At 45.2% G+C, this 26,048-nt stretch carries 22 protein-coding genes; 10 read left to right on the plus strand and 12 right to left on the minus strand.

Annotation, left to right across the window (positions count from 1 at the left end; all coding sequences use genetic code 11):
• Nucleotides 1-38: 38 nt before the first annotated feature.
• The 6 genes from ACX5KA_RS05100 to ACX5KA_RS05125 form a co-directional block, all read right to left on the minus strand.
• The gene (locus tag ACX5KA_RS05100; protein WP_156086138.1) at nucleotides 39-3,218 is read right to left on the minus strand and encodes an efflux RND transporter permease subunit; all 3,180 of its coding nucleotides are present in this window, start codon (nucleotides 3,216-3,218) and stop codon (nucleotides 39-41) included.
• 9 nt (nucleotides 3,219-3,227) lie between these two features.
• The gene (locus ACX5KA_RS05105; RefSeq protein ID WP_014948891.1) at nucleotides 3,228-4,376 is read right to left on the minus strand and encodes an efflux RND transporter periplasmic adaptor subunit; all 1,149 of its coding nucleotides are present in this window, start codon (nucleotides 4,374-4,376) and stop codon (nucleotides 3,228-3,230) included.
• 139 nt (nucleotides 4,377-4,515) lie between these two features.
• Nucleotides 4,516-5,631: a GGDEF domain-containing protein gene (locus ACX5KA_RS05110; RefSeq protein ID WP_458730567.1), complete on the minus strand. Its 1,116-nt coding sequence runs from the start codon at nucleotides 5,629-5,631 to the stop codon at nucleotides 4,516-4,518.
• 2 nt (nucleotides 5,632-5,633) lie between these two features.
• Entirely contained in the window at nucleotides 5,634-6,245 is a 612-nt protein-coding gene (locus ACX5KA_RS05115) for a PqiC family protein (protein WP_458730568.1), read from the minus strand.
• A gap of 177 nt (nucleotides 6,246-6,422) precedes the next feature.
• The gene (gene pqiB / locus ACX5KA_RS05120; protein ID WP_458730569.1) at nucleotides 6,423-8,075 is read right to left on the minus strand and encodes an intermembrane transport protein PqiB; all 1,653 of its coding nucleotides are present in this window, start codon (nucleotides 8,073-8,075) and stop codon (nucleotides 6,423-6,425) included.
• On the minus strand, nucleotides 8,072-9,214 hold the full coding sequence (locus tag ACX5KA_RS05125; protein ID WP_458730570.1) for a paraquat-inducible protein A: 1,143 nt from the start codon (nucleotides 9,212-9,214) through the stop codon (nucleotides 8,072-8,074). Before ACX5KA_RS05125 ends, pqiB begins: the two co-directional genes overlap by 4 nt.
• 164 nt (nucleotides 9,215-9,378) lie before the next feature.
• Here ACX5KA_RS05125 and ACX5KA_RS05130 point away from each other — a divergent pair, with 164 nt between their 5' ends.
• Nucleotides 9,379-10,401 carry a hypothetical protein gene (locus ACX5KA_RS05130; RefSeq protein WP_039216825.1) on the plus strand — a complete coding sequence of 341 codons (1,023 nt, stop codon included), beginning with the start codon at nucleotides 9,379-9,381 and terminating at the stop codon, nucleotides 10,399-10,401.
• Nucleotides 10,402-10,481: 80 nt separating this feature from the next.
• Here ACX5KA_RS05130 and asnS read toward each other — a convergent pair whose 3' ends face one another.
• The gene (gene asnS / locus ACX5KA_RS05135) at nucleotides 10,482-11,879 is read right to left on the minus strand and encodes an asparagine--tRNA ligase (protein ID WP_014997865.1); all 1,398 of its coding nucleotides are present in this window, start codon (nucleotides 11,877-11,879) and stop codon (nucleotides 10,482-10,484) included.
• Nucleotides 11,880-12,204: 325 nt separating this feature from the next.
• Between asnS and ACX5KA_RS05140 the strand changes: the two genes are divergently transcribed.
• Nucleotides 12,205-12,693 (plus strand): hypothetical protein, encoded by a 489-nt coding sequence (locus tag ACX5KA_RS05140; RefSeq protein ID WP_156086151.1) that lies wholly within the window; start codon nucleotides 12,205-12,207, stop codon nucleotides 12,691-12,693.
• A 183-nt stretch (nucleotides 12,694-12,876) separates the two neighbouring features.
• Here the strand turns inward: ACX5KA_RS05140 and ACX5KA_RS05145 are convergent, their stop codons facing one another.
• Nucleotides 12,877-13,845 (minus strand): calcium/sodium antiporter, encoded by a 969-nt coding sequence (locus ACX5KA_RS05145; RefSeq protein WP_049585898.1) that lies wholly within the window; start codon nucleotides 13,843-13,845, stop codon nucleotides 12,877-12,879.
• Between the two features lie 252 nt (nucleotides 13,846-14,097).
• Here ACX5KA_RS05145 and ACX5KA_RS05150 point away from each other — a divergent pair, with 252 nt between their 5' ends.
• Both ACX5KA_RS05150 and ACX5KA_RS05155 read left to right on the plus strand, forming a co-directional pair.
• Complete coding sequence (locus ACX5KA_RS05150; RefSeq protein WP_458730571.1) at nucleotides 14,098-15,585, plus strand: RimK family protein; 1,488 nt, start codon at nucleotides 14,098-14,100, stop codon at nucleotides 15,583-15,585.
• Complete coding sequence (locus ACX5KA_RS05155) at nucleotides 15,582-16,856, plus strand: GNAT family N-acetyltransferase/peptidase C39 family protein (protein ID WP_458730572.1); 1,275 nt, start codon at nucleotides 15,582-15,584, stop codon at nucleotides 16,854-16,856. The genes ACX5KA_RS05150 and ACX5KA_RS05155 overlap by 4 nt, the downstream gene beginning before the upstream one ends.
• Before the next feature lie 45 nt (nucleotides 16,857-16,901).
• On the opposite strand, the gene ACX5KA_RS05160 is transcribed toward ACX5KA_RS05155, so the two are convergent.
• From ACX5KA_RS05160 to bioA, 3 genes are all read right to left on the minus strand, one after another.
• The gene (locus ACX5KA_RS05160; protein ID WP_039216835.1) at nucleotides 16,902-17,183 is read right to left on the minus strand and encodes a hypothetical protein; all 282 of its coding nucleotides are present in this window, start codon (nucleotides 17,181-17,183) and stop codon (nucleotides 16,902-16,904) included.
• Nucleotides 17,184-17,535: 352 nt separating this feature from the next.
• A complete protein-coding gene (locus ACX5KA_RS05165) occupies nucleotides 17,536-18,057 on the minus strand; it encodes a DUF2937 family protein (protein ID WP_014997871.1) in 522 nt (173 codons plus the stop codon).
• A gap of 156 nt (nucleotides 18,058-18,213) precedes the next feature.
• A complete protein-coding gene (gene bioA, locus ACX5KA_RS05170; RefSeq protein WP_458730573.1) occupies nucleotides 18,214-19,479 on the minus strand; it encodes an adenosylmethionine--8-amino-7-oxononanoate transaminase in 1,266 nt (421 codons plus the stop codon).
• Nucleotides 19,480-19,577: 98 nt separating this feature from the next.
• Here bioA and bioB point away from each other — a divergent pair, with 98 nt between their 5' ends.
• The 4 genes from bioB to bioD are packed head-to-tail and all read left to right on the plus strand — an operon-like array spanning nucleotide 19,578 to nucleotide 23,735.
• On the plus strand, nucleotides 19,578-20,702 hold the full coding sequence (gene bioB / locus ACX5KA_RS05175; RefSeq protein WP_014997873.1) for a biotin synthase BioB: 1,125 nt from the start codon (nucleotides 19,578-19,580) through the stop codon (nucleotides 20,700-20,702).
• Nucleotides 20,702-22,063 carry an aminotransferase class I/II-fold pyridoxal phosphate-dependent enzyme gene (locus ACX5KA_RS05180; protein WP_458730574.1) on the plus strand — a complete coding sequence of 454 codons (1,362 nt, stop codon included), beginning with the start codon at nucleotides 20,702-20,704 and terminating at the stop codon, nucleotides 22,061-22,063. Before bioB ends, ACX5KA_RS05180 begins: the two co-directional genes overlap by 1 nt.
• Before the next feature lie 2 nt (nucleotides 22,064-22,065).
• The gene (locus ACX5KA_RS05185; RefSeq protein WP_458730575.1) at nucleotides 22,066-22,968 is read left to right on the plus strand and encodes a methyltransferase domain-containing protein; all 903 of its coding nucleotides are present in this window, start codon (nucleotides 22,066-22,068) and stop codon (nucleotides 22,966-22,968) included.
• On the plus strand, nucleotides 22,965-23,735 hold the full coding sequence (bioD, locus tag ACX5KA_RS05190) for a dethiobiotin synthase (protein ID WP_458730576.1): 771 nt from the start codon (nucleotides 22,965-22,967) through the stop codon (nucleotides 23,733-23,735). The genes ACX5KA_RS05185 and bioD overlap by 4 nt, the downstream gene beginning before the upstream one ends.
• Here the strand turns inward: bioD and pepE are convergent.
• On the minus strand, nucleotides 23,706-24,428 hold the full coding sequence (gene pepE / locus ACX5KA_RS05195; protein WP_458730577.1) for a dipeptidase PepE: 723 nt from the start codon (nucleotides 24,426-24,428) through the stop codon (nucleotides 23,706-23,708). The genes bioD and pepE overlap by 30 nt on opposite strands.
• A gap of 93 nt (nucleotides 24,429-24,521) precedes the next feature.
• Here pepE and ACX5KA_RS05200 point away from each other — a divergent pair, with 93 nt between their 5' ends.
• Complete coding sequence (locus tag ACX5KA_RS05200; protein WP_458730578.1) at nucleotides 24,522-24,998, plus strand: low molecular weight protein-tyrosine-phosphatase; 477 nt, start codon at nucleotides 24,522-24,524, stop codon at nucleotides 24,996-24,998.
• Between the two features lie 57 nt (nucleotides 24,999-25,055).
• Nucleotides 25,056-26,033, plus strand: a complete 978-nt coding sequence (locus ACX5KA_RS05205) for a FecCD family ABC transporter permease (RefSeq protein ID WP_458730579.1) — start codon at nucleotides 25,056-25,058, stop codon at nucleotides 26,031-26,033.
• Nucleotides 26,034-26,048: the final 15 nt, after the last annotated feature.

Consider the following 26,048-nt stretch of genomic DNA (forward strand, 5'->3'; position numbering starts at 1 on the left):
AACAGTTAGGTGTTTGTAGCTTTTCTCAGCGATAAAAGCTAGTCCATCGATGCACTTGGCTGAGGTACATGTGTGTGTGAAGTACTATTGCCGTCGTTATCCTTAGTAGGCTTTTTGCGTACAATCTTGCGCTTAATAAACGTAAACGGACCACGTAAATCAAGCAATATTAAGTACAAGCACGGCACCAATATAAGCGTTACAAGCGTAGCGTAAAGTACTGCAAAGCCGAGTGCTGCAGCCATTGGTACAACAAACGCTGCCTGTAGGCTTGTTTCAAACATAATGGGCAGTACGCCCACAAACGTAGTGATTGAGGTTAACGTAATCGCTCGGAAGCGCGCGGTACCAGCTTCGGTCACCGCTTCTTTAATGCTGTAGCCTTGTGCACGGCGCTGGTTCACAAAGTCAGTCATGACTAGTGAGTCATTGATAACAACCCCCGCAGCAGCGATTAGGCCAAAGTTAGACATCATAGATAAGTCTAAGCCCAGCACAAAGTGGCCGAAGACTGCGCCTGTAAAACTAAACGGGATAACCGACATGATAATAAGTGGTTGCCCATAGCTTTTAAGTGGTACAGCAAGAAGGATATACACCATGATCATGGCAGCTAAGAAAAACAATATCTGCTCATTCTGTTGCGCTTGCTGCTCCTCAATGTCACCACCAAGTTCAGTCATAACCGACGGGAACGACTCTTTTAATTGAGGAAGTAGCTTCTCTCTAATTTCAGTGACCACTTCGTTTGGCTCAATCTTTTCTTCATCGATATTGCCCCAAATGTAAACGCTACGGTATCCACCTTCACGGCGAATGTAGCTTATACCTGGTTTCTCCTCTAAGGCCACAACGTCACCCAGCATAACTTCCTGACCATTAGGCGTGGTGATCAAAGAGTACTTCAAGTCGGCGAAGCGTTCGCGGGTAAGTTCTGGGTAGCGCACCATTACTTTCACTTCTTCACCGTTTCGAATAACACGTTGTGCCTCGCCGCCGTAGAAGCCTGCACCTACTTGAGAAGCGATATTAGATAAAGTAAGACCCAAGTCGTACGCAACTGGAAGCAATGTCATTTGTACTTCTTTGCTTGGAGGGTCGATAGTTGAGCTAACGTCAAACAAGCCCTCTTGCTGCTGCAGCATTTCAATAAACTTAAGACCTGCTGCGTTTAGGGTGTCGATATCAGGGCCAAAGAGTAAATAACCAAATTCGCCGTCATCACCATCACCGTTTACGTCATCAACTACGGTAAATGATTTCATGCCGGTAATTTCAGGAATGGCTTCGCGCCAGCGACGAGCAAGCTCAAACGTGTCAATAGGGCGGTCTTCTTCATTAACTAACGGCGTTAAAATACGGCCTTCAGTTCTGTCATCGTTAAACGCCAGGCGGTCTCTTATCATGCCTTGACCAAACTCATCGATGATTTGTTCTTCAACGTCTAAGATTGTTTGCTCAACAATTTTTAACGCGTTAATGGTTGCTAAATCTGAGACGTTTTCATTCATCTCTATTTTAACGCTTGGGAAGTCATGAGGTACTTTCGGATTGGGGACCATTCTTACGTAATTAGCACCAATAAGCCCCATACTTAGCATTAGCATTGCGACGAACATCATGAGTACAGCCCAGCGCCATTCAATCGCTTTCGCTAGAGAACGCTTGTAAGGACCGTTAACAAAAGCAAAGAATCGCTTGTTAAAACGCGACCGCCAGCTATTTTGTTTAACTGGGGAAAATTTAGTGTGGGCTAAGTGGGCCGGCAGAATGAGCTTAGATTCAACTAGACTGAATGCTAAACACAAGATTACGACAACAGCGATATTATAGAAGAACGCGCCTTCAGGCCCGCTGCTTAGCGTAAACGGAGCAAACACGGCGATAGTGGTTAAAACACCGAATGTGGCGGGCGTAGCTACGCGCTTGGCACCGCGGATTACATTGTCAACACCGCCACCTTTGCTTTCAATTTCGGTGTAAGCACTCTCGCCAATAACGATCGCATCATCAACCACAATACCCAGTACCATGATAAATGCGAACAGCGAAAGGATGTTTATGCTTACACCAAACAAAGGCATTAGCATCATGGCACCAAGGAAACATACCGGTAAACCAACCATAACCCACACGGCAAGCCTAAAGCGCAAGAACAGGGTTAACATTAGCGCCACTAGAATTGAGCCTTGAACCAGGTTCGACAACATCATGTCTAAACGAGCGTTAAGGTAATAGGTCATATCAACCAGAATTTCTAGGCTTACTCCTTGAGGAAGGCTTTCGTTTTTCTGATCAATATAGGCTTTTACGGTTTCGGCTACAGGAATGGTGTTTTGGGTTTTAGTGGCTTTAACGGCAATGTAGATAGCGTTCATGCCGTTGTATTTAAAGTAGCGTTCACCTTCAACAAATCCATCGTTGATATAAGCGACATCGCCCAAGGTTACCTTAGCGCCGCCTGTGCCAATTTTAATAGGGATTTGCTTAAACTCATCGCCGCTGTAGTACTGGTTTTCAACACGTACCGATACGATACCTGAGTTAGTTCTAAGCTGACCTGCGGAAATGTTGGCAGAGTAACTATTAATTGCCTGTGTGACATCGGCAATAGTTAAGCCGTACTTCCTAAGCGTATCAGGTTTAATTTCGATGGCAATTTCATCGTCCGGCGTATTGGCTTCAACCAAAGAGATAGAGCCAAGTTGTAGAAGCTCATCTTCCACCTCTTTTGCCAGTACTTTGAGTTCTGATAAAGGCAAGTCACCGACAATAGGCATTTCGATAACTTGCTGCTGGAACTCTACTTGGGAAACATTAACCGGCTCCATGCCTGCAGGGAAGGTGGCAATACTGTCAACGCGAAGCTTCACCTTATCAAGTACATCTGTTAATTCAGCTTTGGTATCAATTTCCAGTGTAACTGCACCGCCACCGCGAAATGCACGTGAAACCGTACGCTTAATCTCAGTAATGTCTTTTACCGCTTCCTCAACTTTAATGAAAATACTCTCTTCAATCTCTTGAGGTGAAGCTCCAGGGTAGTTGGCTTCAACGGTGATGTAGTTTATTTCGATGTTTGGAAACATCTGACGCTGAATAGTGAAATAGCTCGCTATCCCCATGATGATGATAAAAATCATCAGTAGGTTGGCGGCCACCGAGTTTCTGGCGAACCAAGAAATAATGCCGGTTTGTGTATCGTTGTGGTTTTCCATGACAGCTCCTTAGTTCGCTTTTGCTGTCACAATTTCGGTCGTGGTCTCAATGACCTTAACAGGCATACCGTTTTGAGGATATTCGGGCAAACTCATCACGACTTTTTTGGCATTGAAATCGCCTTGAATAAGGAAGTCGCCATTTTCTTCGCGAACAACTTTAACCTTTTGCGATTTTAATCTGTCTTCGTCATCTAACGTCCATAACAATCTATTGGTTACCAACTCTTGAGGTACGCGGTACACATCGCTAAGGGTTTTTCCTTCAAATGCGATTGTGCTATATGAACCAAACTTCACGATAGGCTTCGACGAATTGATGGCGTAAGGATCTTCAATACGGGCAACGAAATAGCTCATACGCGTGGTGTTATCTACCACACCCGTATCACGGTGAATGGTACCTTTTACAGTAGCGCCCTGCACATCATCTACTTCGATGGCGATTTCACTACCAATGGTGTTGTCTGCTAGAAAAACACGGTCAAAGCCGGCTACAGGGAAGGTTACTTCAGCGTATTCGATGTTGTTAATGACAGCGACTGGCGTGCCTTGAGTTACATAGTCACCAGTGCTGATATCTCTAGATACTATAAGTGCATCGTATGGTGCTTTTACCTTACAGTTGTCTAAGTCACGCTTTGCGATTTTAAGCTGCGCTTCAGCTGATTTTACGCCAGCTTGCGCACTCATCACTTGAGGTTTGCGAAGGTAAAGGTCAGTAACCCGTGCGTTAGGCATCGTTTTCGCTTCTTTGGCAGCGACATCAGCTTGGGCTTGCTCTTGGATAAGCTGTGCTTGCGCGCTAGCGAGGTTAGCTTCAGCCAGCAACAATGCCGCTTCATATGCGTCAGCTTCTATTTCAAATAAGGTTTCGCCACGTCGAACCAGACCGCCGCTCACAAACTTAGGGTTCCAGCGCTCAACTTCTCCCGATACCTGAGCTGCAAGGTTTGTGGTTTCAAGGGGCGTTATTTCGCCATACGAGGTAAGTTGAACGCGCACGTCTTCTGGCGATAAAGCTTCAATAGTCACCGTTGGGCGGGTATCAACTTCTTCTGTAATAGTATTATCAGAGGCAGAGGCTTCGATTCCTTTCATACCTAAGTAGCCTACTAATAAAACACCAATAGGCAGTGCAACTTTCATCCATTTCATGGCTAAATCTACTTTTATAGCGAATACTTTACATAGTGTAGCGCTAAAGTGTTTCAGGAATACAGCGCAAATGTAACTAAACATGAGTCAATTTTGTGTAAAGTCAGTTATCCGTACTGATTTAAACAGGGAAATTGGTTTAGTTTTCCGAAAAAGAGGGGGAGCTCAACGACGAAAATCCACACACGCAATCTCGACCATTATCTTTGGCATAGTAAAGTGCTTGGTCTGCTCGACGAACAGCGCAGGAAATATCTATGTCGGGATTCACTTCGCTCACCCCGAAACTACTCGTTACATGGATCTCGCTACCGTTAATATTAAGCGGTGCGTTGTTCAAAATATCTCGAATATTTTCCAAAGCATTTACAGCACCCGCTTCATCAGTGTCGGTAAAGATGAACATGAATTCTTCGCCACCCCACCGTGCGAGAATATCTTGTCCTCGCAGACGAGAACTAAACACTTTTGAAATCTGACGAAGGACCTCGTCACCTTGTTCATGGCCTAAGGTGTCATTAATACTTTTAAAGCGGTCAATATCTGCAATGGCGACCGAAAATTTACGTTTGCTTCTCAGCATTCTTGCGTATTCGCGCTCTAGACTCTGCTGCGCACCTCGCCGGTTTAACAACTGAGTTAAGTGGTCATGCTTGGCCTGGCGCTCAAACTGCTCACTTAAATAAAGTGCGGTGTCGTAACTCTTTTGTCTACTGTACTCATAAAACGCCGACAGAAATGAAACGGTTAAAAAAGAATACAGTAAACGAGTTTTAAACGCGTAGGTGTAGTTCGCTACAAATGAAGCGTCATTGAAGCCGAACAGCACGATGGCGCTAACTAGCGTGTAAGCAATAAGTGCGATGAGGCCTCTGACAAAGCCTGCAAAAAACATAGTGACTGGCGGCACCAAGTAAATCCAAAGGGGACCGGTATTGTCTTTACCACCGGTAATCAGTAGCAGGAGAGTCAGTACCATTAAACAGATAATGAGAAGTGTTATAGACCATGTACGAGCTTTGGCTGACGCAAACCGAACTTGTAAGCGCTGTGAAATAGCAAATACTACACTGGCAGTATAGAGCGTAGTTGAAAGAGAATATTCACCGTCAATAAAAGCCCTGGAGCCAAGCAAGAACGTGATAGACATACCCACTGCCGCAAAAAGGTTCACCACCATAATGCGTCTGTTGGTTTCATCTTTGTAGTGACGGCTTACGCCACTAAATACGTATTGCTTGAGAGAGCCGAACATGATTAAGCAGATTTTGTCACAGTTTTTCTAATATCTTCTGCGAGTTGTTGGATAGTATTTCTCATTGCTTTGATACTTGGAGAAAATCCATCATCTTCCAGGGGCGTTTTGAATAAAAATGGGTAGCTTTGCGTTTGGCCTTTCACGTGAGTAATCACATATTGTCCAGATAGAATAACTTCCCCTTCATAGGTGCTGACAAAATCATTGAGGTGCAACGCCATATGAATGGCTTCTTCACTTGCGTAGTGATCGGGGCGAAGCAATGACACTTGCTTTGATGCTAACGCGCTGGTTAGCGCCTTAGTAAGCCCTTCGTCTACAGGTTCGGCCCATAAGTGACTGGTTGAGATATGCAAGTTGGTGTCACTGGTTTGGTACACAAGCCCACGGTGTTTGAGATATTCCGGTAGGGTTATCTTATCTATTACAACAGCCGTTGATGCTTTGCTTACGGTATATGCACTGTCACCCGTGGTGTGAAGTAAGTAGTATGTCAGCGAACGAGGCGCGCTACTACACGCCGATAATACGCAGGTGAAAAGCGCAAATACACCGATAAACAGTGCTTTACCTGTAGGTTGAGATGGGAAAACCTTAAACTGCTGTATCATTCTATTTATTCCTTCCATCCTTGTTTTTGGATGTTTCGCTATGGCAATACTGTCAATTGACATTCACTGTAGCGTATTACTTTCTTAATATCGGCTAATTATCAAGGATAAAGAGCATTCATTTTTTACGCCATTGTTGCTCGAAAATTAACCGCGTATTTGTTTGACTCTACTGCGCTAATTCTTCGCTTTAGGTTGAATGTCCGCTTCATCATCCTTTGAAAATATTAAACTATTCGGAGACTGGTTTAGCTTTAACAATAAAGGCTGAATGTTGCGCATGGTTTCTTGCAGCGCATCAACGGTCTCTTTTATCTCAGACTGGTTAAAACCACCCTCGCTGTAATTTTTAAGCAGGCCATCAAGGCTAACAAGAACCTGATTAAGATTACTATTTAATGCTTTCGCATCAATATCAGCGATAAGTACATCAAAGTCGCTGCTCGCCGTTTCCACAGACTCAGCAGCTAAACGCATGTCTTCAACGGCTAACTGCACATTTTCCACCATTTCCTTAAGCGGAAGCTGATTGATTTTGTCTAAAATTGCGTCGGCCTTTTGCGTCAATTGCGTGAACTCGTTACTAACAGTAGGAATTACTTCGTAGCCGTTAATCACTTCAATGCCGCCGTTACTGTCGGCATCAGGTACATGCTGTAAATCTACATACAAACCACTTGTTAATACATTACCCATGCGTAGCGATGCGCGAAGATCTCTTTCTAGCCAGTTTCGAATGGTTTGCTTTATTGCACTAAGGCCTTCTTTGGTATCAGGCTGCCTTGCTTTACCGGGGTAAATATTAATAAGCACGGGGATGGGATAATCTCGCTCCAAAATGTTGCCATCTAAAGCAGGGAAGGAGTTGATAGCAGTTACGTTGCCAATTTCAATACCACGGTATTCAACCGGTGCGCCAACGGTTAGACCTCGCACACTTTCATCGATAAGTAGCAAGTATTCAGCGGCGACTTTATAACGTGCATCTGAGGCGGATGTGCTATCCCCATAAATTGTGAAAAAGGCGTTATCTAGCACTTGTTCACCTTTTGGCACGCCGTCAGGGATCCCAAAGGTAATACCGTTTGCTAATAAGGTTTCCAAGCTGCCTGTTTCAATGCTTACACCGTTCGATTCAAGCAACAATTTAACACCGCTGACATCCCAGAAACGTGTCGTGTTGGTTATGAGTTTATGGTAAGGCGCTTCAATAAATGCGTCGTAATACACCACACGTTCTTCAATATTAAAGGTAGCGTCTTCAAACTCGCCAACTTTAAACCCTTTATAAATAACGGGATCGCCAGGTTTGTAGGCAAATTCGTCGTCACTTTTTAACATAACATGAAGCCCTGGAGTGCCAGGAGGCGTAACCGGTGGGCGTTCAAGTGCCGTAAAATGGAGTTGCTCTTTGCCTTTATCATGGGCCGACATAGCAATATAACTGCCAGATAAAAGCGTGTTGAGCCCTGATACTTCGGAAAAACTTATGCGGGGAGCGACGACCCAAAATTTTGCATTTTCATTAAGAAGGTGAGCGGCGCTTGCGTCAATTCTGGCCGTGACAAGGACACCATCTAAATCAGGCTTGAGCGTTATTTTCTTTACTTGTCCAATATCCAAGTCACGCACTTTTATAGGAGTTTTGTTTACTTCGATACCGGTAGCCGAGTGTAACTCTATCGTTATTAAAGGGCCCTGGTTTTTCCACTGGTAATAAACCATCCAGCCACCGATAACAATAACAAGGATGGGAATAATCCAAATACGAGAAATGGATGAGGTCGGCTTGACCTTTGCTTCATTAATGTTCGGATCGTCTGTGGTCATGGTAATTGCTTCCACTGCTGCCAAATTAGCCTCGAGTCAAACGTCATCGCGGCTATCATCGTTACAAATACAACGGCACAAAAGGCAAGTGCCGCTTGGCCCGGATAAATAGACATGGTGTTCCCCATTTGAATAAGAGACACCAGCACTGCTACAACAAAAACGTCTATCATCGACCAGCGCCCAATCGCTTCGGTGATGCGGTAATAACGTATACGTAATTGTTTTGAAGTGGTTTTCTCACGTTGTACAGAAAAATTAAGCCAAGCAAGAATGATTATTTTCGCCACGGGTACTACCACACTGGCAATTAAAATAATTAATGCAACAGGATACGACCCCGATTCCCACAACGAAATCACCCCCCCAATAATGGTATTTGGTGTTTCTTGGCCAAAAAATTCAGTATACATAATTGGCAGTACATTAGCAGGAATATACAAAATACAAGCGGTTAATAACAGCGCCCAGGTTCGCTGAATACTAGCCTTCGCTTGGTTCTCACAGAGTGGCTTAGGTTGCGGAGGTTGCCCGCGTGACATCCACATAGCGTAACGTGTGGTATCGAATTGGGATATGCAAAGTGCAGTAAATGCCGAGAAGCCAACAAAGGCGTAAAACGACAGGCCGATAGAAACATCGGCCAGCTCGGTAATTTTGATAAGACTAACTAAGGTACCTACAAGAAAAATTTCAGCCATGCTCCAAGGCAAAAGCGCTTTGACAAGTTTGTAGAGCCGAGGCAAATAAAAAGGGCGACGGTTTTGTAATTGGGCTAAAGATAAAAGCAACAGACCTGCTAATACCATACCGGGTAGCAGTAATGTGGCTAAACTGGTTATTATCGCTAACGACAAGTAGTCGTGTTCAATCAGTACGGTTATTCCAGTGGGAAGGTCGATACTGTGCTTTTGCCCGCTCGCTTTGAATGTCAGGAAATTAAAAGGTAGTGAGAGCAATAAAAAGATCAAAGCACTGAAAGCATAAGCGAGTAACTTTTCACTTGCCCCATTGCGATGAGATATAAGCGTGTGGTTGCATACCGGACATACGGCCCGTTGCCTGTGTGCCAGAACGGGGATGTTTACCTGAGTATGGCATTGCTCACAAACTATCGATAACGTATTTGATTCAGCCATAAGCTTTTGCACGACACTTTTTGTATGCTCGTTGTAAGATAAATAGTAGCCTAGAGGTATAACCCGTTGATTTTTAGCATCAACAGCATAGCTTATTGCGAGCATGTCGGGAAGTATAGCTAGCCTTATTTAAAAGTATAACAACAATAATTGACGACTAAGTGATGGAAACAGCAAACGAAATTCGCAGCGTGTATGGAAAAGTAAAGAAGCAGTTAAACCGTTTACTTCTAAAAAGGCGTATTGGCTTTTTACGTTTTTGGGTAAGTATTACCTTCGCTCAGCGTTGTTATTTCTTGGCAACGGGGATGCTTTTACTGCAACTGTTTTTCAGTATCGAAAGCCGGCTTTTTGAGGTCATTATGTTTGGGTTTGCGCTCGCTGGCATCGTGAGCGAGACCTGGCCTAAATTTATGAGCCTTTGGAACAGCTTACCGGGAAAAGCGATTATTTTATTTGTGTACGCCGTTATCGCAAACTTCGCATTAGCGTCCGCTAGTGGGCTAGTAAATAGCATAACCGGCGTTTCCGCAGGCGCGCTGCCCTACAGTCACAATTTCGCGCTCATACTTATGGTGCCAAGCTGGTTCTTTGTCACCACCTTAATGGCACTTGTTGGCGGGATGTTAGTTATCTTTGTTTATGTGTTTTTCCTATTATTATTAAAGCCCTTTGGTGTACAAAGGCTATGGCATCAACCAGGCTATCGTTATGTGTTATCCACCGCTGTTGCAAGGTTTGTGTGGACCCTTGGTGTCGCCCTGCAGCTAGGCGTTTTGGCAGGGCAGGTGGGACTACTATCTGAATTCAGTAATGAAAGCGCTAATGCGTTGATAACAATAGAAAATGAGATTGAAGCCCAGCCTGAAAATGGCGAGGGCAAACCAATCGATGAGCAAGAAGATGAGACTTCTGAGTTGGAAGAAGATTTAACCGCGCTTCTCACCGATGCAAAACAAAAAAGTATTCGTTATAAAAAAACACAGCGCCAGGCACTAGCTAGTTTTATTTATGAGTTTGAAGCAGACTCTCGCTCCCGCTGTGCTCATCCTGAGGGGACGCGCGTTATTGAGCTTAACGACTACGAAATTTTGCAAATCGAGCCAACGCAGGAAGATGACATTGGCTATGCTTACACTGTAGTACCATGTCGCTCAGCTGCCATTGGTATTTCAGTAAATCCATAAATTAGCGCAAAGATACAAGGGTTTAAAAAATAAAAAGCCCGCATGCAGCAGCGGGCTTTAAAAATATAGTAAACAACTGCTTAGAAGCTAGCGTTGCCTGGTGTACGTGGGAATGGGATCACGTCACGTACGTTTTGCATGCCGGTTACGTATGCCACAAGACGCTCGAAACCAAGACCGAAACCTGAGTGAGGTACGGTGCCGTAGCGGCGAAGGTCGCGGTACCACGCGTAGTCTTCTTTCGATAGGCCCATTTCGTCAAGGCGTGCATCGAAAACGTCTAGTCGTTCTTCACGCTGTGAACCACCGATGATTTCACCGATGCCTGGCGCAAGTACATCCATTGCTGCAACAGTCTTACCGTCATCGTTAATGCGCATGTAGAACGCTTTAATATCTTTCGGGTAGTTCTGCATGATAATTGGCGCACCAACGTGCTCTTCTGCAAGATAGCGCTCATGTTCAGAAGATAAATCGATACCCCACTCAACAGGGAATTCGAATTCTTTGCCGCAGTTTTGCAGAATTTCGATAGCGTCTGTGTAGTCCATGCGAACAAAGTCAGAGCTTACTAACTTTTCTAAACGCTCAATGGCGTCTTTCTTAATACGCTGAGCAAAGAACGCCATGTCATCAGGCAGTTCTTCAAGCACGGCCTTACATACATATTTCAGCATGTCTTCAGCAAGCTGTGCAACATCTTTCAATTCAGCAAACGCCACTTCAGGCTCAATCATCCAAAACTCGGCAAGGTGGCGAGATGTGTTTGAGTTTTCTGCACGGAACGTAGGCCCGAAGGTGTACACCTTCGACATAGCTGTACAGTAAGTTTCAACGTTAAGCTGACCTGATACCGTAAGGTAGGTTTCTTTGCCGAAGAAATCTTCTGAGTAGTCAACATTGCCTTTGTCGTCGCGTGGAAGATTCATCATATCAAGCGTTGATACGCGGAACATTTCACCTGCACCTTCTGTATCGCTAGCCGTTAGAATTGGCGTAGAGATCCAGAAGTAGCCTTTCTCGTGGAAAAAGCGGTGAATAGCCTGCGATAAACAGTTGCGAACGCGGGTTACCGCGCCGATAACGTTCGTGCGTGGGCGAAGGTGCGCATATTCGCGAAGGTACTCAATGCTGTGGCGTTTAGCGGCCATTGGGTAGGTATCAGGGTTTTCTACCCAACCTAAAATTTCAACGTCAGTTGCGTCAATTTCAACGGCTTGGCCTTGGCCCTGAGACTCTTTCACTGTTCCGGTAACCGATAATGAGCAGCCTGCTGTTAAGCGCTGGATATCGGCATAATTTGACAGAGAATTTAGCGCAATAACTTGTACAGGATCGAAGCAACTACCGTCGTGTAGTGCAATAAATGATAACCCCGCTTTAGAGTCGCGGCGTGTTCTTACCCAACCCTTTACGGTTACCGATTCGCCAACGGCGTACTTACCTTTAAGTACGTCAACTACGGGCGCATGCGTCATGTTAATTTCTCCGTCTTACTAATTTTATGTTGTTGCTTACTATTGAGTCATTTTCAACAACACAGTGCATTAAACTGTGGATGTAAAAATGCACTAAAATTTGCTTTATAGTCAATGTTTTTGGATTGCCATGCCGATAACTTACTAGAATCTGTATTAGCTTTTCGCTTTTCAAATAGGCATTTCGCAATTCGCTTGGTGCCAAATATAAGCAAAATACAGATCGAAACATGACTTGGTGATGTAAAAATAACCAATGAAATACAATCCAATAGCACGCTAGTATACCCAACATAAAGCGGGATGCCAGAGAACAGAGTGACAAATGGGAAATAAAAATGATTCGAACACGCCAGTGTCTCAGCAAGCACAAGAACCGAGTGCTACGCAAAGTGACGCTGACCGTTCTAACGATGCCGAAAATGAGAGAAGTTCTATGACTTACGAGCAACTTGCAGAGCGACGTTCAACGCCCCGTTCTAAAACGCCTTTTTATAAGGTGATGCTTGGGTTAAACATTGTTGGCTGGGTTGGCATGGTTGTCGTACTCATACTGTTTCACTATGCGCGCCCTGACTTTATCAGTGGCGTGCAGCAGTACTGGGGAATAAAAGGCGATACCAGTTGGTCTGAAAGTCATTTGTCGGCCATGACCATCATGCTGCAGGTATGTTTGATCGTGAGTTTGGTTAGCATAATTATGCGTGCCAGAAGAAATCGTCGTCAAAGCGATAGCTTTGGCATAAACCTATTCATTCTATTTGCTATTGCGGCGATAAGCCTAATCACACTGGCTACCACACTGGGCCTGTAAATAGAGAAAGCGCTCTACTTGCGGTGCACGTCAAAAACATAACTCAAGGGCAAAATGACAAAGCTTTGTGAGTAGCGCTTTCGACAAGCGGTGTTTATGTCACTTGACGGGTTTGCTATGAGCTTCCCATCAAGTGAGCGATGCATAATAAGCGTTATTATTTACAAGGCTTGCGGCAATAACTTAAATAAAAGCAGCTTGGATAAGCCAGTACGTATAGGCCGCGTAGGCCAGCACAAATGCTCCGCCTTCCAGACGGTTTAAACGTCCTTGACGCTTAATGCCAATACAGAAAATGAATAGGGCAATGGTTGATGCGAACATCACCATAACGTCGCGGTATAAAAACTCAGAACCTACAGTCATTGGCTGAATGGTGCCTGCAATGCCCACTACTGCCAAAGTGTTGAACATGTTAGATCCGATCACGTTACCAATGGCTAAATCGTGTTCGCCTTTCTTCACCGCCATTAGCGATGACGCAAGTTCTGGTAACGATGTACCAATTGCGATAACCGTCAACCCGATAATAGTATCGCTAACACCAAAGAAGGTGGCGACTTCTACCGCGCCCCATACCAGCATACGCGAGCTTGCAACTAGCAATAAAAGCCCTGCAATCAACCACATTACGTGGGTTTTTACTGTACCTTCGTTGCTATTAATCTCTTCATCGTATTCGTCGGCAAGGGCGTCTTTGTCGCCTTTCATGCCGTGATAAATACTCCAAGAAAGCAGAAGCACAAACAGTCCTAACAAAGAGAATGCGTCGTCTTTCGAGATATTTAAGTCCCACACCTGCCATGCGGCAAAGAAGGTGATGCCAAGTAAAACAGGCAGTTCTTTCTTAATGATTTCTGATTTAACCGCAATAGGACTAATGATTGCGGTAAGGCCAAGGATTAACAGAATATTGGCGATATTAGAGCCGTAAGCGTTACCGAGCGCTATTCCGGAGTTGCCCTGGATTGCAGCAAATATGGAAACAATAATCTCGGGGGCCGATGTACCAAACCCAATAATGAGCATACCGATGAGCAAGGGGGAAACGCCGAAATGATTGGCTACCGATGCGGCACCACCTACAAACTTCCCTGCGCTCCAAAGCAAAACCGGTAATCCGATTAAAATAGCCAAGCTGGCTAATAACATACGTACTCCTTAAACCATTCGTATCTTGTTTGCTTACTTCAATGTATAGGCAAACTCAATAAACAAAAGTCGTTTCAATCTATTCAAATGCACATTAGTTTTCGTTGTCTTAACGATGAAAAAAAGCCGTGCTGATAATGCTATGCAAATGATGAGTAAAGCGTAAACTCAGCGCTACTTTAATCGTGTTTGTAAATTGAACAAACACGCCCTTAATTGTAACTGACAACACACTATTTAGAAGCGAATTACATGCACAATACACTGATTGTTACTGATGATGTTACTCCTTTTTGTAACACAGCTTTAACCGTGCTGACTTTTCAAGATTATCTTGCTGAGTTTCCAAAGTTGAACGAGCCCAAAACACGCGTTATCAATATTTGTGATACCACGCGTTACTTAAGCGAAGGGTACTATTGTTCACTTTTGGCTCAGGCACGTAATCACTCTGTATTGCCTTCTGTAAATACCATTAACGATTTACGCATGGCGGAAGAGAAAAGTATCGATCGCATCGTCTTCTCTTTGTCGGTATCTCAAGACAATACGGAAATTACTGATGAGCCTATATTAGTACTTTTCGGCGAAGTGAAAGATCAGCGCTTTAAGCGTTTGGCGCGCCAAGCGTTTGAAAAATACCCGTACCCTGTTTTGGTGTTAAGCCCAACGGTTACCGATACAAAAGTGTCGCCTAAAGCCACGGGTAAAGTACAAATTGAAGGCTTTGCAAGCGTACAGGCAAAAGCGTTTAAAGACTTAAACACCAAACAACAAGCGCGTTTCATTGAGCAATTAGAAGCACATACCAAAATACAGTGGAAAGCCCGTAAAACAAGCAAGCGCACGCGCTGGGATATGGCCATTTTGGTTAACCCAGAAGAGAGCACGCCGCCTAGTGACGAACGCGCCATTAAAAACTTTGTGAAAGCAGCTGAAAAAGTGGGCTTTCGCGCAGATGTGGTGAGTCGCCTGTCGCAAGAAGAATTGGGGCATTATGATGCATTGTTCATTCGTGAAACGACAGCAATTGACCACCATACTTATCGCTTAGCCCGTGCCGCCGAGCGAGAGGGGATTGTGGTGATGGACGACACACAGTCAATTCTGCGCTGCTGTAACAAAGTGTACCTGCAGGACGCGTTTGCTTATCAGAAAGTGCCAGCGCCAAAAGCGACCTTCGTATCGAGCGCTACCGATGAAGTATGCGAAAAGCTCATTGCTGACTTTGGTTTGCCGTTGGTGTTAAAGCTGCCAGAAAGCTCGTTTTCTCGCGGTGTGCACAAAGCTGAAAATAAAGAGGCGTTAAAAACGCGCCTAGAACAAATGCTAGCTGAATCGGCGCTTGTTTTGGTTCAGGAATATATATTCACTGAATTCGACTGGCGAATTGGTGTGCTAGGTGGCAAACCTATTTACGCATGTCAGTACTTTATGGTGCGTAACCATTGGCAGATTTACAACCACCAGGGCGATCGATTCTCTTCGGGTGGGTTTGCCACAATGCCAACGTTTGAAGTACCTAAGCCGGTGTTACAAGCTGCTATCAAGGCCGCTAAAGCGGTGGGTGATGGCTTGTACGGTGTAGATATCAAGCAAACCGGCAACGCGGTTTATGTTATTGAAGTGAACGACAACCCTAGTATTGACTCGGGTGTGGAAGATAAGTATTTAGGCAAAGAACTGTATGAACTTATTATGCAGGAATTTGCTGACAGGTTGGAGCAAAGAGGGCGATGAACACATCGGCTGAGCGGGTGATTGAAGTGAATAATGCAAGTCCACAGGAAAGCACAAATGGTGCATATGGCCTGGCTGAAGGTGCGTCGAATACTATTTCGACAAAAAGTGCCCGCGCGCCCTCTACACAGTCGAATGTAGTGCTGCGTGTTGCGACATTACACGACCTTGCTTCGCTTCAGCATATCGAGCAAACCTGCTTTACCACCGATAGGCTAAGTAAAAGCCGCTTCAAATTTTATATTGATGCAAAGCACGCAGAGCTTATTGTGGCCGAGCGTGAGCCGTCGACTTCAAGTTCTAACCTCGACAAAAATAAGCCGAGTATAAATAGCATTGTTGGCTATGGACTGTTGTTGCTACGTCGCGGTACGCAGCTCACTCGACTGTATTCTATTGCGGTATTGCCAGAAGCGCGTGGGCTTGGCGTTGCTGAAAAGCTTATAAACAGCTTGGGGGAGCGGGCGCTTTTGCGGGGAAAGCGATTTATGCGCCTAGAAGTGGCAGTAGGTAATGCTGGCGCCATTGCTTTATATAAAAAGTTAGGATTTAGTCAATTTGGTATGTATACCGATTATTACGACGATCACACTGACGCATTGCGTATGCAAAAAGTGTTGGTGCCAAGTAAGTCAGTTAAGCCAGAGATTTATCCGTGGTACCAGCAAACAACTGATTTCACCTGCGGCCCTTCGGCACTGATGATGGCATTGTGTGCATTGAACAATCGCTATGAAATGACGCAGGAAAAAGAATTATCGTTGTGGCGTACTGCCACCACGATATTTATGATGTCGGGCCATGGTGGTTGTCACCCTGTAGGGTTAGCCCTTGCTGCGGTAAACGAAGGCTATGCAGCAAAAGTGATAATCAATCAGGATGTCCCGCTTTTCGTTGATGGTGTTAGAGGTACTAACAAGAAAGCCATAGTCGAAAATGTTGAATCGCAGTTTATTGAAGAGGCACGTAGAAAGGGGATTTCTGTTGAAATCTCTGACTGGCGAATTGATGTTATTGATCAAACGCTTAAAGCTGGTGGGGCAGTATTATGCTTAATCAGCACATACGCATTCGATAAGAAAAAAGTACCCCATTGGGTAGCGGTGACTAGCTGCGATCCTCACTGCTACTATCTGCACGATCCTGACGCGAGTGAGGGGCAGCCTGTTGAGTATCAACACATTCCGGTCGCCCGCGAAGACTTTCTACGACTTGCCAGCTATGGCACGCGTAAAGTAAGAACATTAGTACTCCTTAAAAAGAAAAAGTAACACAAATTTTGGCTTAGGCCTTAGGCACGACGAATGCTTGAGGCCTTAATGACGGACTTGTGTAACGTTAACCTTTTTATTTAAAGTTTTAAGCTGCTTCACCAGTTGAGAAAGCTCTTTTACCGAACCTTTATATTCGATGTGCTTATTCATTTCCTGGCCTTTCACAGCAGTTCTATAAAGCGCCTCACTTTCAAAACACGCTGTTTGCTCATCTAGCGTATTCCACTCCGCTTTTAGGTCGCTTGGAATACAGTGGCGTTTTGCAATAATTTTGTCTTTTATTTGCAACACTTTCCCGATTAATAATTGTGCATCTGTTGGCATATAAATATCTCCTGTATAACTCTTTGTGTTTAAGCTGCTGTTTATCAAGCGTTTATCTTTTATTCTTGATAGTTGTTTCTTAAAGCCAGCAATCCTTCAACACAACTCTCACAATTAGTGTTGCATCAAGAATGCCAACTCTTATGAAGCAACTTCCTGATGCTCGTACAAGGGGAATTTGATGTTAAAGACGCTGCTAGAGCGAGGAACTATAGGGGCGGTTTAGGCGAGTGCCCGCTCATTGAAATGCGAGAGAGATATGCGCTAAAGCAGGCACAGTTTCATATTTCTACAGGGGGACTCTGATAGGGGGATCCTTACAGGAGCTATCAAGTCAGGCGCTTTGTGGGCACTACCTGTAAGAGTAACGCTTCGGCCTGTCTTTTAATTTCTTAACCTGACAGTAGCAGAAATGCGGTGTCCAAATTAACAGGTTAAGTAATATAGCGGTAACTAAACTAAATACTATTGAGGAAGGTGTTAGCGGCACAGACGGACTGAAATTATCGAGCACGCGTTTAAGCGTTTCATATTGAGAAGGTGAGGCCATAAACACGAGCTTTTCAAAATAATGGCCGTGTTCTAGCTTTCTCATACCTTGTTCTAAAGTAGTGATCTGCGCAAAGCGAGCAGCTTTCATGGACGCGTTTTCGCGCACAACGGGTTCGCTGTTTTTCTGTAAGCTATCAAGCATGGCTTCAACAGAAGAGAAGCCATGCTGTTTTGCCAATACTGAAGAACTAGAAACTTCATCACGCAAGGCGTCGTAATAACCATTAAGGTATTGGCGATAGTGATCCGCCAAAATGGGGACTTGTAGTGTGATGATAAACAAAACTGCAAATACAACTTTATCTAAAACACGCACTATCATTTAAAACTCGCTATAAAGACTCACTATTAAGTACCCGTTTAATATTCGATATATGCACGTTGCATAAAGAGGTTTTCACTTTCAATAAACAGGCGATTCGATGTTAAATCTCTTGTATGGACAAAAAGTAAGTAAATAGCCTAACAACCTCTCTTGTTATTTCAAGGCTGTGTAAATGGCGTGGGTCAACCTACTTAATTGCTCGGAAGATATGATGTACGGAGGCATAATGTATACCAACTTCCCAAATGGACGTATCCACACGCCTTGTTTCACAAAATGGCGTTGAATTTCGGCTACGTTGACTGGATTTGCCGTCTCGACTACCCCTATAGCACCTAACACCCTTACGTCGGTAACTCGCGGTAAGTCTGCACATTTTGCCAATTCGCTTTGTAATTGTTTCTCAATGGCAGGAACTTGTTGCTGCCAATGGTTTTGGTTGATGAGCGATAGACTAGCATTGGCCACCGCACAAGCTAACGGGTTTCCCATGTAGGTTGGACCGTGCATAAAAACGCCCGGCTCACCTTGGCAAACTCCTAATGCCACATCTTCGGTACACAAGGTCGCGGCAAGGGTCATATAACCACCGGTAATCGCTTTACCCAAACACATAATGTCAGGCGAAATGCCTGCATGCTCGCAAGAAAAGAGTTTGCCTGTACGGCCAAAGCCAGTAGCAATTTCATCGCAAATTAGAAGTACGTCGTAGGTATCGCAAAGTTGGCGGCAGCGCTTTAAGTATTCGGGGTGATAAATACGCATGCCTCCCGCGCCTTGAACAACAGGTTCTAGGATAAGGGCTGCCATGGTGTGGTGATGCTTTTCAAAAATCTCTTCAAGTGGAAGAATGTCATCTTCGCTAAACGTTTGCCCAAAGCGAGTTTGAGGGGCGGGCGCAAAAATCTGCTTGCTCAGTACACCCTCAAATAAACTATGCATACCGTTAATGGGATCGCACACGCTCATTGCAGCGAACGTGTCGCCGTGGTAGCCATTGCGCGGCGCGACAATGCGCGACTTCTCTGTGCGCCCTTGGCATGCCCAATACTGAATCGCCATCTTTATCGCAACTTCAACAGACACTGAGCCAGAGTCTGCTAAAAATACACGCTCTAAACCTGCCGGCACCATGTTAAGTAACGATTTACACAAATCTACCGCCGGCTGGTGGGTAATACCGCCAAACATAACGTGAGAAAATGCGTCAATTTGGTTGTGCGCAGCATCGTTGAGTACAGGATGGTTGTAGCCGTGAATTGCAGCCCACCAGCTAGACATGCCGTCTACTAATACTTCACCGGTGGCCAAGGTAAGCTCAGCGCCTTTTGCACCAACTACTTCATAGCAGGGAAGGGGATTAACCGCCGAGGTATAGGGATGCCAAATGTGTTGTTTATCAAATTCTATATTGTTCACAAATTAACCATTGGTAAAGGTTTGAAATTGGTCAGAGTTGACAACTCGATATTGGGGCATAGACTAAGCCTGCAATAATAATTAGTAAAGGACAGTCAATGACGCTGGCTAGTGCGCATTCTGCGCAAACGACAACTATTCGAAACGATTGGACCAAAGCCGAAGTCGAAGCTTTGTTTGCCATGCCATTTAACGATTTACTGTTTAATGCCCAAGTAGTGCATAGACAGCATTTTAATCCGAATGAAGTGCAGGTCAGCACGCTTTTGTCGATTAAAACCGGTGCTTGCCCTGAAGACTGTAAGTACTGCCCGCAAAGTGCCCGCTATGATACGGGCCTTGAGAAAGAGCGCCTGCTAGAAATCGAAAAGGTCATCCAGCGTGCGAAAGAAGCAAAGCAAGTAGGCTCAACCCGTTTTTGTATGGGGGCTGCTTGGCGAAACCCGCGCGACAGAGACATGCCTTACATTTTAAAAATGGTTGAAGAGGTGAAAAGCTTAGGCTTAGAAACCTGCATGACGCTGGGTATGTTAACCCGCGATCAAGCTGTGGCCTTAAAGCAAGCGGGCCTTGATTATTATAATCACAACCTTGATACCTCTCCGGAATACTACGGCGATATTATCACGACCCGTACTTACCAGGACCGATTGAATACGTTAGAGAACGTGCGTGCTGCAGGTATGAACGTTTGCTCTGGGGGAATTGTTGGCATGGGAGAAACGGTGAGCGATCGCGCTAGTATGTTAGTGCAATTAGCAAACCTTCCTGAGCAGCCTCAAAGTGTACCTATTAATATGTTGGTTAAAGTAAAAGGTACGCCACTCGATAGTGTAGAAGACTTGGACTACTTTGAGTTTATTCGCACTATTGCCGTTGCCCGTATTATGATGCCTAAGTCACATGTGCGCTTGTCGGCAGGCCGCGAAGCAATGAACGAACAAATGCAGGCGCTTTGCTTTATGGCAGGTGCGAATTCCATTTTCTATGGCTGCAAGCTGTTAACCACGTCAAATCCAGATACCCATGAAGATGTAATGCTGTTCAAAAAGCTTGGTATTAATACTGAGCGTACAAGGGATTACTCAGACGAAGCACATCAACAAGTGTTAGAAGAAGAAATTGCCCAGCAACAAGAACAAGCCGACGACAGTAACGACTTGTTTATTGATGCAACCAAGCCTAAGGTAGCGCCAAAGAAACAGCATTTAACGGAGGCGTAATGGCCTTTCACTGGTTAGAAGATTCGCTGAGCGCGCGGGCCGAGCAAGGCTTGCTGCGCCAGCGCCACTGCCAACAATACGAAAAAGACAACATTATTTGTATTAACGGTGAGCACTATCTTAACTTTTCAAGCAATGACTACTTAGGCATGCGCCAGCATGAGGGTGTATTGCAAAGTTGGGTTGAGGGGTTAGCGCAATTTGGTGGTGGCAGTGGTGCATCGCCATTGGTAACTGGGCACACACAGGCTCATTTGGCGCTAGAAGCCTACATTGCCGATGGGTTAAACCGAGAAGCTGCGCTGTTGTTCAACTCTGGCTTTGCCGCCAATCAGGCACTGTGCATGGCACTTTTTCCTCACATGTCTCACCCGAATAAAAGCGCGAGAGCAGGGCACATAATTGCTGATAAGCTCATGCACGCTTCGTTTTTAGAGGGAGCGCAATGTGTATCTGATAGCGCCAAGCTTCGCCGTTTCAAGCATAACGATCTAAGTCATTTAGAGAGCATGCTGTCGAGCGTTTGTCAAAGCCAGGTGCCCGATGCGGTTGGTAATTCTGATGCAAACCAGCAAGACATTCTGATTGCCAGTGAAGGTGTGTTTAGTATGGACGGTGACATAGCGCCTTGTGAAGGTATCGCTGAACTGGCCGCTAAATATAATGCATGGTTCATGTTAGACGATGCACACGGTATGGGTGTATTGGGTGAAAACGGCTTCGGCACAGCAGAAGCACTAAACTTAAGCCAGCAACAAACGCCTATTGTTATGGGAACATTTGGCAAAGCAGTGGGCACAGCCGGCGCCTTTATTGCGGGAAGCCAAACCCTAATTGATTATCTGGTGAATTTTTCTAAACACTACGTGTATTCCACTGCCATGCCACCAGCACAAGCGGTCGCGACCTTGTACTCTCTTACACATATCGCCAGTGATACTGCCCGCCGCGAGACGCTACAAACCAATATCACCTATTTCAGAGAGTCGTTTCGAAAACGTTTTGGACAGACACTTAATATAAGCGCGAAAGGCGATGCACCAATTGAAATCACTTTGGGGCAATCACAAAGTGCGATTCAGCCTATTATCGTTGGTAGCCCGGAGCGCGCGATAGCGCTAAGTGAGGGGCTAAAACAGCGCGGCATTTGGGCAACGGCTATCAGGCAGCCTACTGTACCGAAAAACCAAGATAGGCTGCGCATAACGCTTACGTCAAATCATACATCACAAGATATTGACGTATTGCTTGATGCCCTAGAACTTTCACTTAATAACTTTTTGTTAAGTGAGACTTCAGTAGAAAAAGAATCAGACAGCGCTGTGAGTACTCCTGACTCTGTAAGTAAAAAAGAGATGTAACCATGTCACTAAGTCCCGCCGTAAAAGCTGCTATGCCGGCAGAATCGAGAAGTGTCTTCGACGCTAAGCTGTCGCGTGATGAGCCCCAAGCGGCTTTTAAGGCAAAAGGGGCTGCAAAAGCTGAACGCAATAATACTGCTTCAGCAATTAACGAGCAGGACGTTGCACATCGCTTTTCAAAAGCAGCCGCGCAGTACAACAGTATTGCGGGTGTTCAGCGCATTATTGCCAAGCAGGCATTAGCGAACTTACCGATAGACCTACAGGGTACGGCTCTTGATATCGGCTGTGGTACTGGCATTCACACCCAAACCCTTGCAAATAAAGGTGCAGCTGCAACTGGCGTAGACATTGCCGAGGGCATGTTGGCGCAGGCCAGAAAAATGTACTCTGACCCCATTTTCGTAGAAGGTAGCGCTGTTGATTTGCCTTTCTGTAATAGCCAATTTTCAACCGTATTTTCATCTATGGCGCTTCAGTGGGTCAGTGATACTGGGCTTGTTGCTAATGAGATAGCGCGAGTGCTTGAAAAGAGTGGTATTGCCGAACTGGCTATCATGGTGGCGGGGTCATTTAGTGAGCTTAAAACGGCGCGCAAAGTAGCGCAGCTTCCGCAAGCCGAAACTTATATGCCGACAACCGCACAATGGATAAATGGCTTCAAGCAGTCGGGCCTTTCTTTGCAACGGGTGATTACTAAGGACTATGTCGATACTCACGGCGATATTATGTCGCTACTGCGCTCTGTGAAAGGTGTAGGGGCAGGAGAGACCGGCCGAAAACAACCGCCGCTCACCCGTCGAGATATTAAAAAATTAGCCATGGCTTACAGCAATATGAGCGGTGTAGAAAGTAAGTTACCGCTTACCTACCGCGTAAGTCATTTTAGATTGGAAAAACGATGAAGCAGTATTTCATTACCGGTACCGACACCGAAGTAGGTAAAACCTATGTGACCTGCCAATTGCTAAAAGCCGCGCAAAAAGCCTCGTTAAGCGCCATCGGCTACAAGCCTATCGCAGCCGGATGCGAACAGATAAACGGCGAGTGGGTTAACGAAGATGCGCTAAATATTCAGAAAGCGTGCTCCAAAATACGCGCGAATAAAACCATTAAAATTACAGACAATAACCAGCTAAAAAGCGCAAATGAAAAAAACGAAGAAAGTGGACAGACACTTCCTTTGCATCAAATAAACCCAATTGCACTAAAGCCGGCTATTGCGCCACATATTGCTGCCCTTGAAGAAGGTGTTGCGTTAACGTTTGACGAAATAGCTAGAGGGCTTGATGAACTGCACGCCTATCAACCCGATCTTCTGTTAATGGAAGGTGCAGGTGGGTGGCGTTTACCGCTAACGGTAGGTGATGAGTATACGCCCACTTACTATCTTTCTGATGTCGTTAAAACACTCAAAATGGATGTGATTTTAGTTGTAGGCATGCGACTAGGTTGCTTGAATCATGCGCTATTAACGGCAGAAGCAATTCGCGCCGATGGACTTACCATTAAAGGATGGGTTGCGAACGACATCACGGGTAACATGACGCGATACCAAGAAAATCTGCACTCTCTTAAAGCCATGTTACCCGAGCCGCTACTGGCAGAAATTCCCTACCAAGTAGCGCCTAATGATGAGGCGCTATTCGCCGCTATCAAGCAAATAAGTTAAATCATCACCTGAATGAATTGACGTTTTTTCTTCACCTAAAAAGATAAAGCCGTCTTTTTCACCCACTAGGGTAAGTTGATTATGAGTAAGGCGCAGCGCTGTGCCTTCGCGAATAGCAACTACTGGCGTGGTTGGATTAAGCGTGGTGAACTCTGCCAGACGTTGGTCGCGGGTTTCGCCATTGTGGCCCGGCGGCTGATAATCGGTGTAGTGCGGGTTTAACTGAAACGGCACGATATCTAGTGCATCAAAACTCGGCGGCTCGATAATGGGCATGTCGTTAGTGGTTCTAATTGATTGACCACAAATATTCGAACCCGCACTCCAGCCAATATAAGGAGTACAATCGGCGATGGCGTGCTTTATTGGCACAATAAGCGCGTTTGCATACAGGGTAGAAAGCAGGTGAAAGGTGTTTCCACCGCCTACAACAATGGCTTGGCCGTTTTTCTTTGCGTTATTTATAGCAGCAACCGGATCTTCAACGGAATGTAGCCCAGTAACCTTGCACTCTGGCAGGGCGGTAGCAACGGCGTCTACATAGCTATCGTACGTTTGAGTGACGGCGGCATAAGGAACAAATAGAAGGTCGCGAATTTCGCCTAAGTGTGCAAAAATAAGCGCTCTAGCGTGCTCTAAGTAAGCTTCGTCGCCTTGGCGTGAGCTACTTAGCATAAGTACGTGTGCGGTCATACTAACTCCACAATTTTTCTGACGGCGTATCATACGTGAAACTAGGCATAAAGTTTAGTCGCGCTCCGTCACTGTGTTGAAATAGGATTTTGAATGAAACAATCTACATCGGTGTTGTTCGTGTGTTTGGGTAATATTTGTCGTTCTCCAACCGCAGAAGCCGTGTTCAAACACAAGGCTGCACAAGCCGGATTGAATATTGAAATTGACTCAGCGGGAACCCACGGCTATCACATTGGTAACCCGCCAGATAAGCGTTCGCAAGCCGCAGGCGTAGAACGAGGCTACAGTTTCAAAGGGCTAAAATGCCGACGTGTGAATGAAATCGACTTTGAACGATTTGATTTCATTCTTGCCATGGATAACAGCAACCTTGCTAATTTGCATGGTATGTCGCCAAGCCAGTACCACGATAAAATTAAGCTGTTTCTTGATTTTGCAAATGTAGACGATAAGGAAGTACCTGACCCATATTATGGTGGCAAGCGCGGCTTTGAGCTGGTGTTAGATCTTATCGAAGAAGCGTCGGACGGTTTGATTGCGCATATTAAGCAAACCCAACAACAATAAACGTAAGTCATATTTATACACCATCTCGAAAGCCCACGTTGAGAACCCATATTGACAATGACAGGAACTAAACGCACCGCCGTCACTTTGGTTGTAATAACAGTACTTTTGTCACTCGTCATAGGTGTGGTAGGGATTGTTAGCGTGACAGGGCTGTCTGATACGGCGGCTGAACTAAAACAGCATATTATTGTTCAGCTTCAAATACCGCTTATTTTTACTGCGTGTTTAGTAGGGGCGGCACTGTCTACAAGTGGCGCTACCTTGCAAGTAGTGCTGCGAAATCCCTTGGCAGACCCTGGAATTATAGGCATTACGAGTGGCGCAAGCTTGGTTGCTGCGCTTTTGCTACTGCTAACCCCACAATGGGCTACAGCTTATCTGCACTATTTATTGCCGTTGGGGTGTTTTATCGGTGCGTTGTTATCTACATTTATCATCTACCGCTTAGCCAGAAAGCTGCTGGGCTCCTCTACAGCTGTTATTCTTGCAGGCATTGCCATCTCTACCCTTAGCGGCGCCGTTATAGCGTGGCTCTACATGTTCAGTGACGCAAAAGCCCTTCGCAATCTTACTTTCTGGTTAATGGGTAGTTTGTACCAAACTAACTGGTTAATTTTGTCAGTGGGCGGCCCGTTAATCGCTGTTGCTGTCGCATTACAGCTTTATTTCGCTGGTGATTTAAACAAGCTCTATGCCGGTGAACTTGCAGCAAAAAGTAGTGGTGTGGATGTGGAGAAACTCACTGAACGCGCACTCATTGCCTGTGCTATTGCTGTAGGCACTGCGGTGTCTATGGCAGGCTCTATTGCTTTTGTTGGCTTATTAGTACCGCATATCTTACGTTTGATCATCGGGCATAATAATCGCTATTTGTTGCCGTTAAGTGCATTAAGTGGTGCAAGTCTGTTGATGCTGGTTGCGTTAAGCTCTGAAATGACCCGTGCCATTACGCTTCCGGTGTCTATGGTAACAGCTACGTTAGGCGGTCCATTATTAATTTGGGCATTAGTAAAAGGTCAAATAAAAGGGTAGTGGAGGGGAAATGAA

This window comes from Alteromonas alvinellae (genome assembly GCF_902705805.1).

Bases quoted from the DNA above. Each gene is read 5' to 3' on its own strand.
- bioB (WP_014997873.1), top strand. From the start codon at position 19,578: ATGACGCTGGCTAGTGCGCATTCTGCGCAAACGACAACTATTCGAAAC.
- pqiB (WP_458730569.1), bottom strand. From the start codon at position 8,075: ATGACCACAGACGATCCGAACATTAATGAAGCAAAGGTCAAGCCGACC.
- ACX5KA_RS05150 (WP_458730571.1), top strand. From the start codon at position 14,098: ATGCACAATACACTGATTGTTACTGATGATGTTACTCCTTTTTGTAAC.
- asnS (WP_014997865.1), bottom strand. From the start codon at position 11,879: ATGACGCATGCGCCCGTAGTTGACGTACTTAAAGGTAAGTACGCCGTT.
- ACX5KA_RS05180 (WP_458730574.1), top strand. From the start codon at position 20,702: ATGGCCTTTCACTGGTTAGAAGATTCGCTGAGCGCGCGGGCCGAGCAA.
- bioD (WP_458730576.1), top strand. From the start codon at position 22,965: ATGAAGCAGTATTTCATTACCGGTACCGACACCGAAGTAGGTAAAACC.
- ACX5KA_RS05145 (WP_049585898.1), bottom strand. From the start codon at position 13,845: ATGTTATTAGCCAGCTTGGCTATTTTAATCGGATTACCGGTTTTGCTT.
- ACX5KA_RS05185 (WP_458730575.1), top strand. From the start codon at position 22,066: ATGTCACTAAGTCCCGCCGTAAAAGCTGCTATGCCGGCAGAATCGAGA.
- ACX5KA_RS05110 (WP_458730567.1), bottom strand. From the start codon at position 5,631: ATGTTCGGCTCTCTCAAGCAATACGTATTTAGTGGCGTAAGCCGTCAC.
- ACX5KA_RS05100 (WP_156086138.1), bottom strand. From the start codon at position 3,218: ATGGAAAACCACAACGATACACAAACCGGCATTATTTCTTGGTTCGCC.
- ACX5KA_RS05115 (WP_458730568.1), bottom strand. From the start codon at position 6,245: ATGATACAGCAGTTTAAGGTTTTCCCATCTCAACCTACAGGTAAAGCA.
- ACX5KA_RS05160 (WP_039216835.1), bottom strand. From the start codon at position 17,183: ATGCCAACAGATGCACAATTATTAATCGGGAAAGTGTTGCAAATAAAA.
- ACX5KA_RS05155 (WP_458730572.1), top strand. From the start codon at position 15,582: ATGAACACATCGGCTGAGCGGGTGATTGAAGTGAATAATGCAAGTCCA.
- ACX5KA_RS05105 (WP_014948891.1), bottom strand. From the start codon at position 4,376: ATGAAATGGATGAAAGTTGCACTGCCTATTGGTGTTTTATTAGTAGGC.
- ACX5KA_RS05200 (WP_458730578.1), top strand. From the start codon at position 24,522: ATGAAACAATCTACATCGGTGTTGTTCGTGTGTTTGGGTAATATTTGT.
- pepE (WP_458730577.1), bottom strand. From the start codon at position 24,428: ATGACCGCACACGTACTTATGCTAAGTAGCTCACGCCAAGGCGACGAA.
- ACX5KA_RS05130 (WP_039216825.1), top strand. From the start codon at position 9,379: ATGGAAACAGCAAACGAAATTCGCAGCGTGTATGGAAAAGTAAAGAAG.
- ACX5KA_RS05140 (WP_156086151.1), top strand. From the start codon at position 12,205: ATGGGAAATAAAAATGATTCGAACACGCCAGTGTCTCAGCAAGCACAA.
- ACX5KA_RS05205 (WP_458730579.1), top strand. From the start codon at position 25,056: ATGACAGGAACTAAACGCACCGCCGTCACTTTGGTTGTAATAACAGTA.
- ACX5KA_RS05125 (WP_458730570.1), bottom strand. From the start codon at position 9,214: ATGGCTGAATCAAATACGTTATCGATAGTTTGTGAGCAATGCCATACT.
- ACX5KA_RS05165 (WP_014997871.1), bottom strand. From the start codon at position 18,057: ATGATAGTGCGTGTTTTAGATAAAGTTGTATTTGCAGTTTTGTTTATC.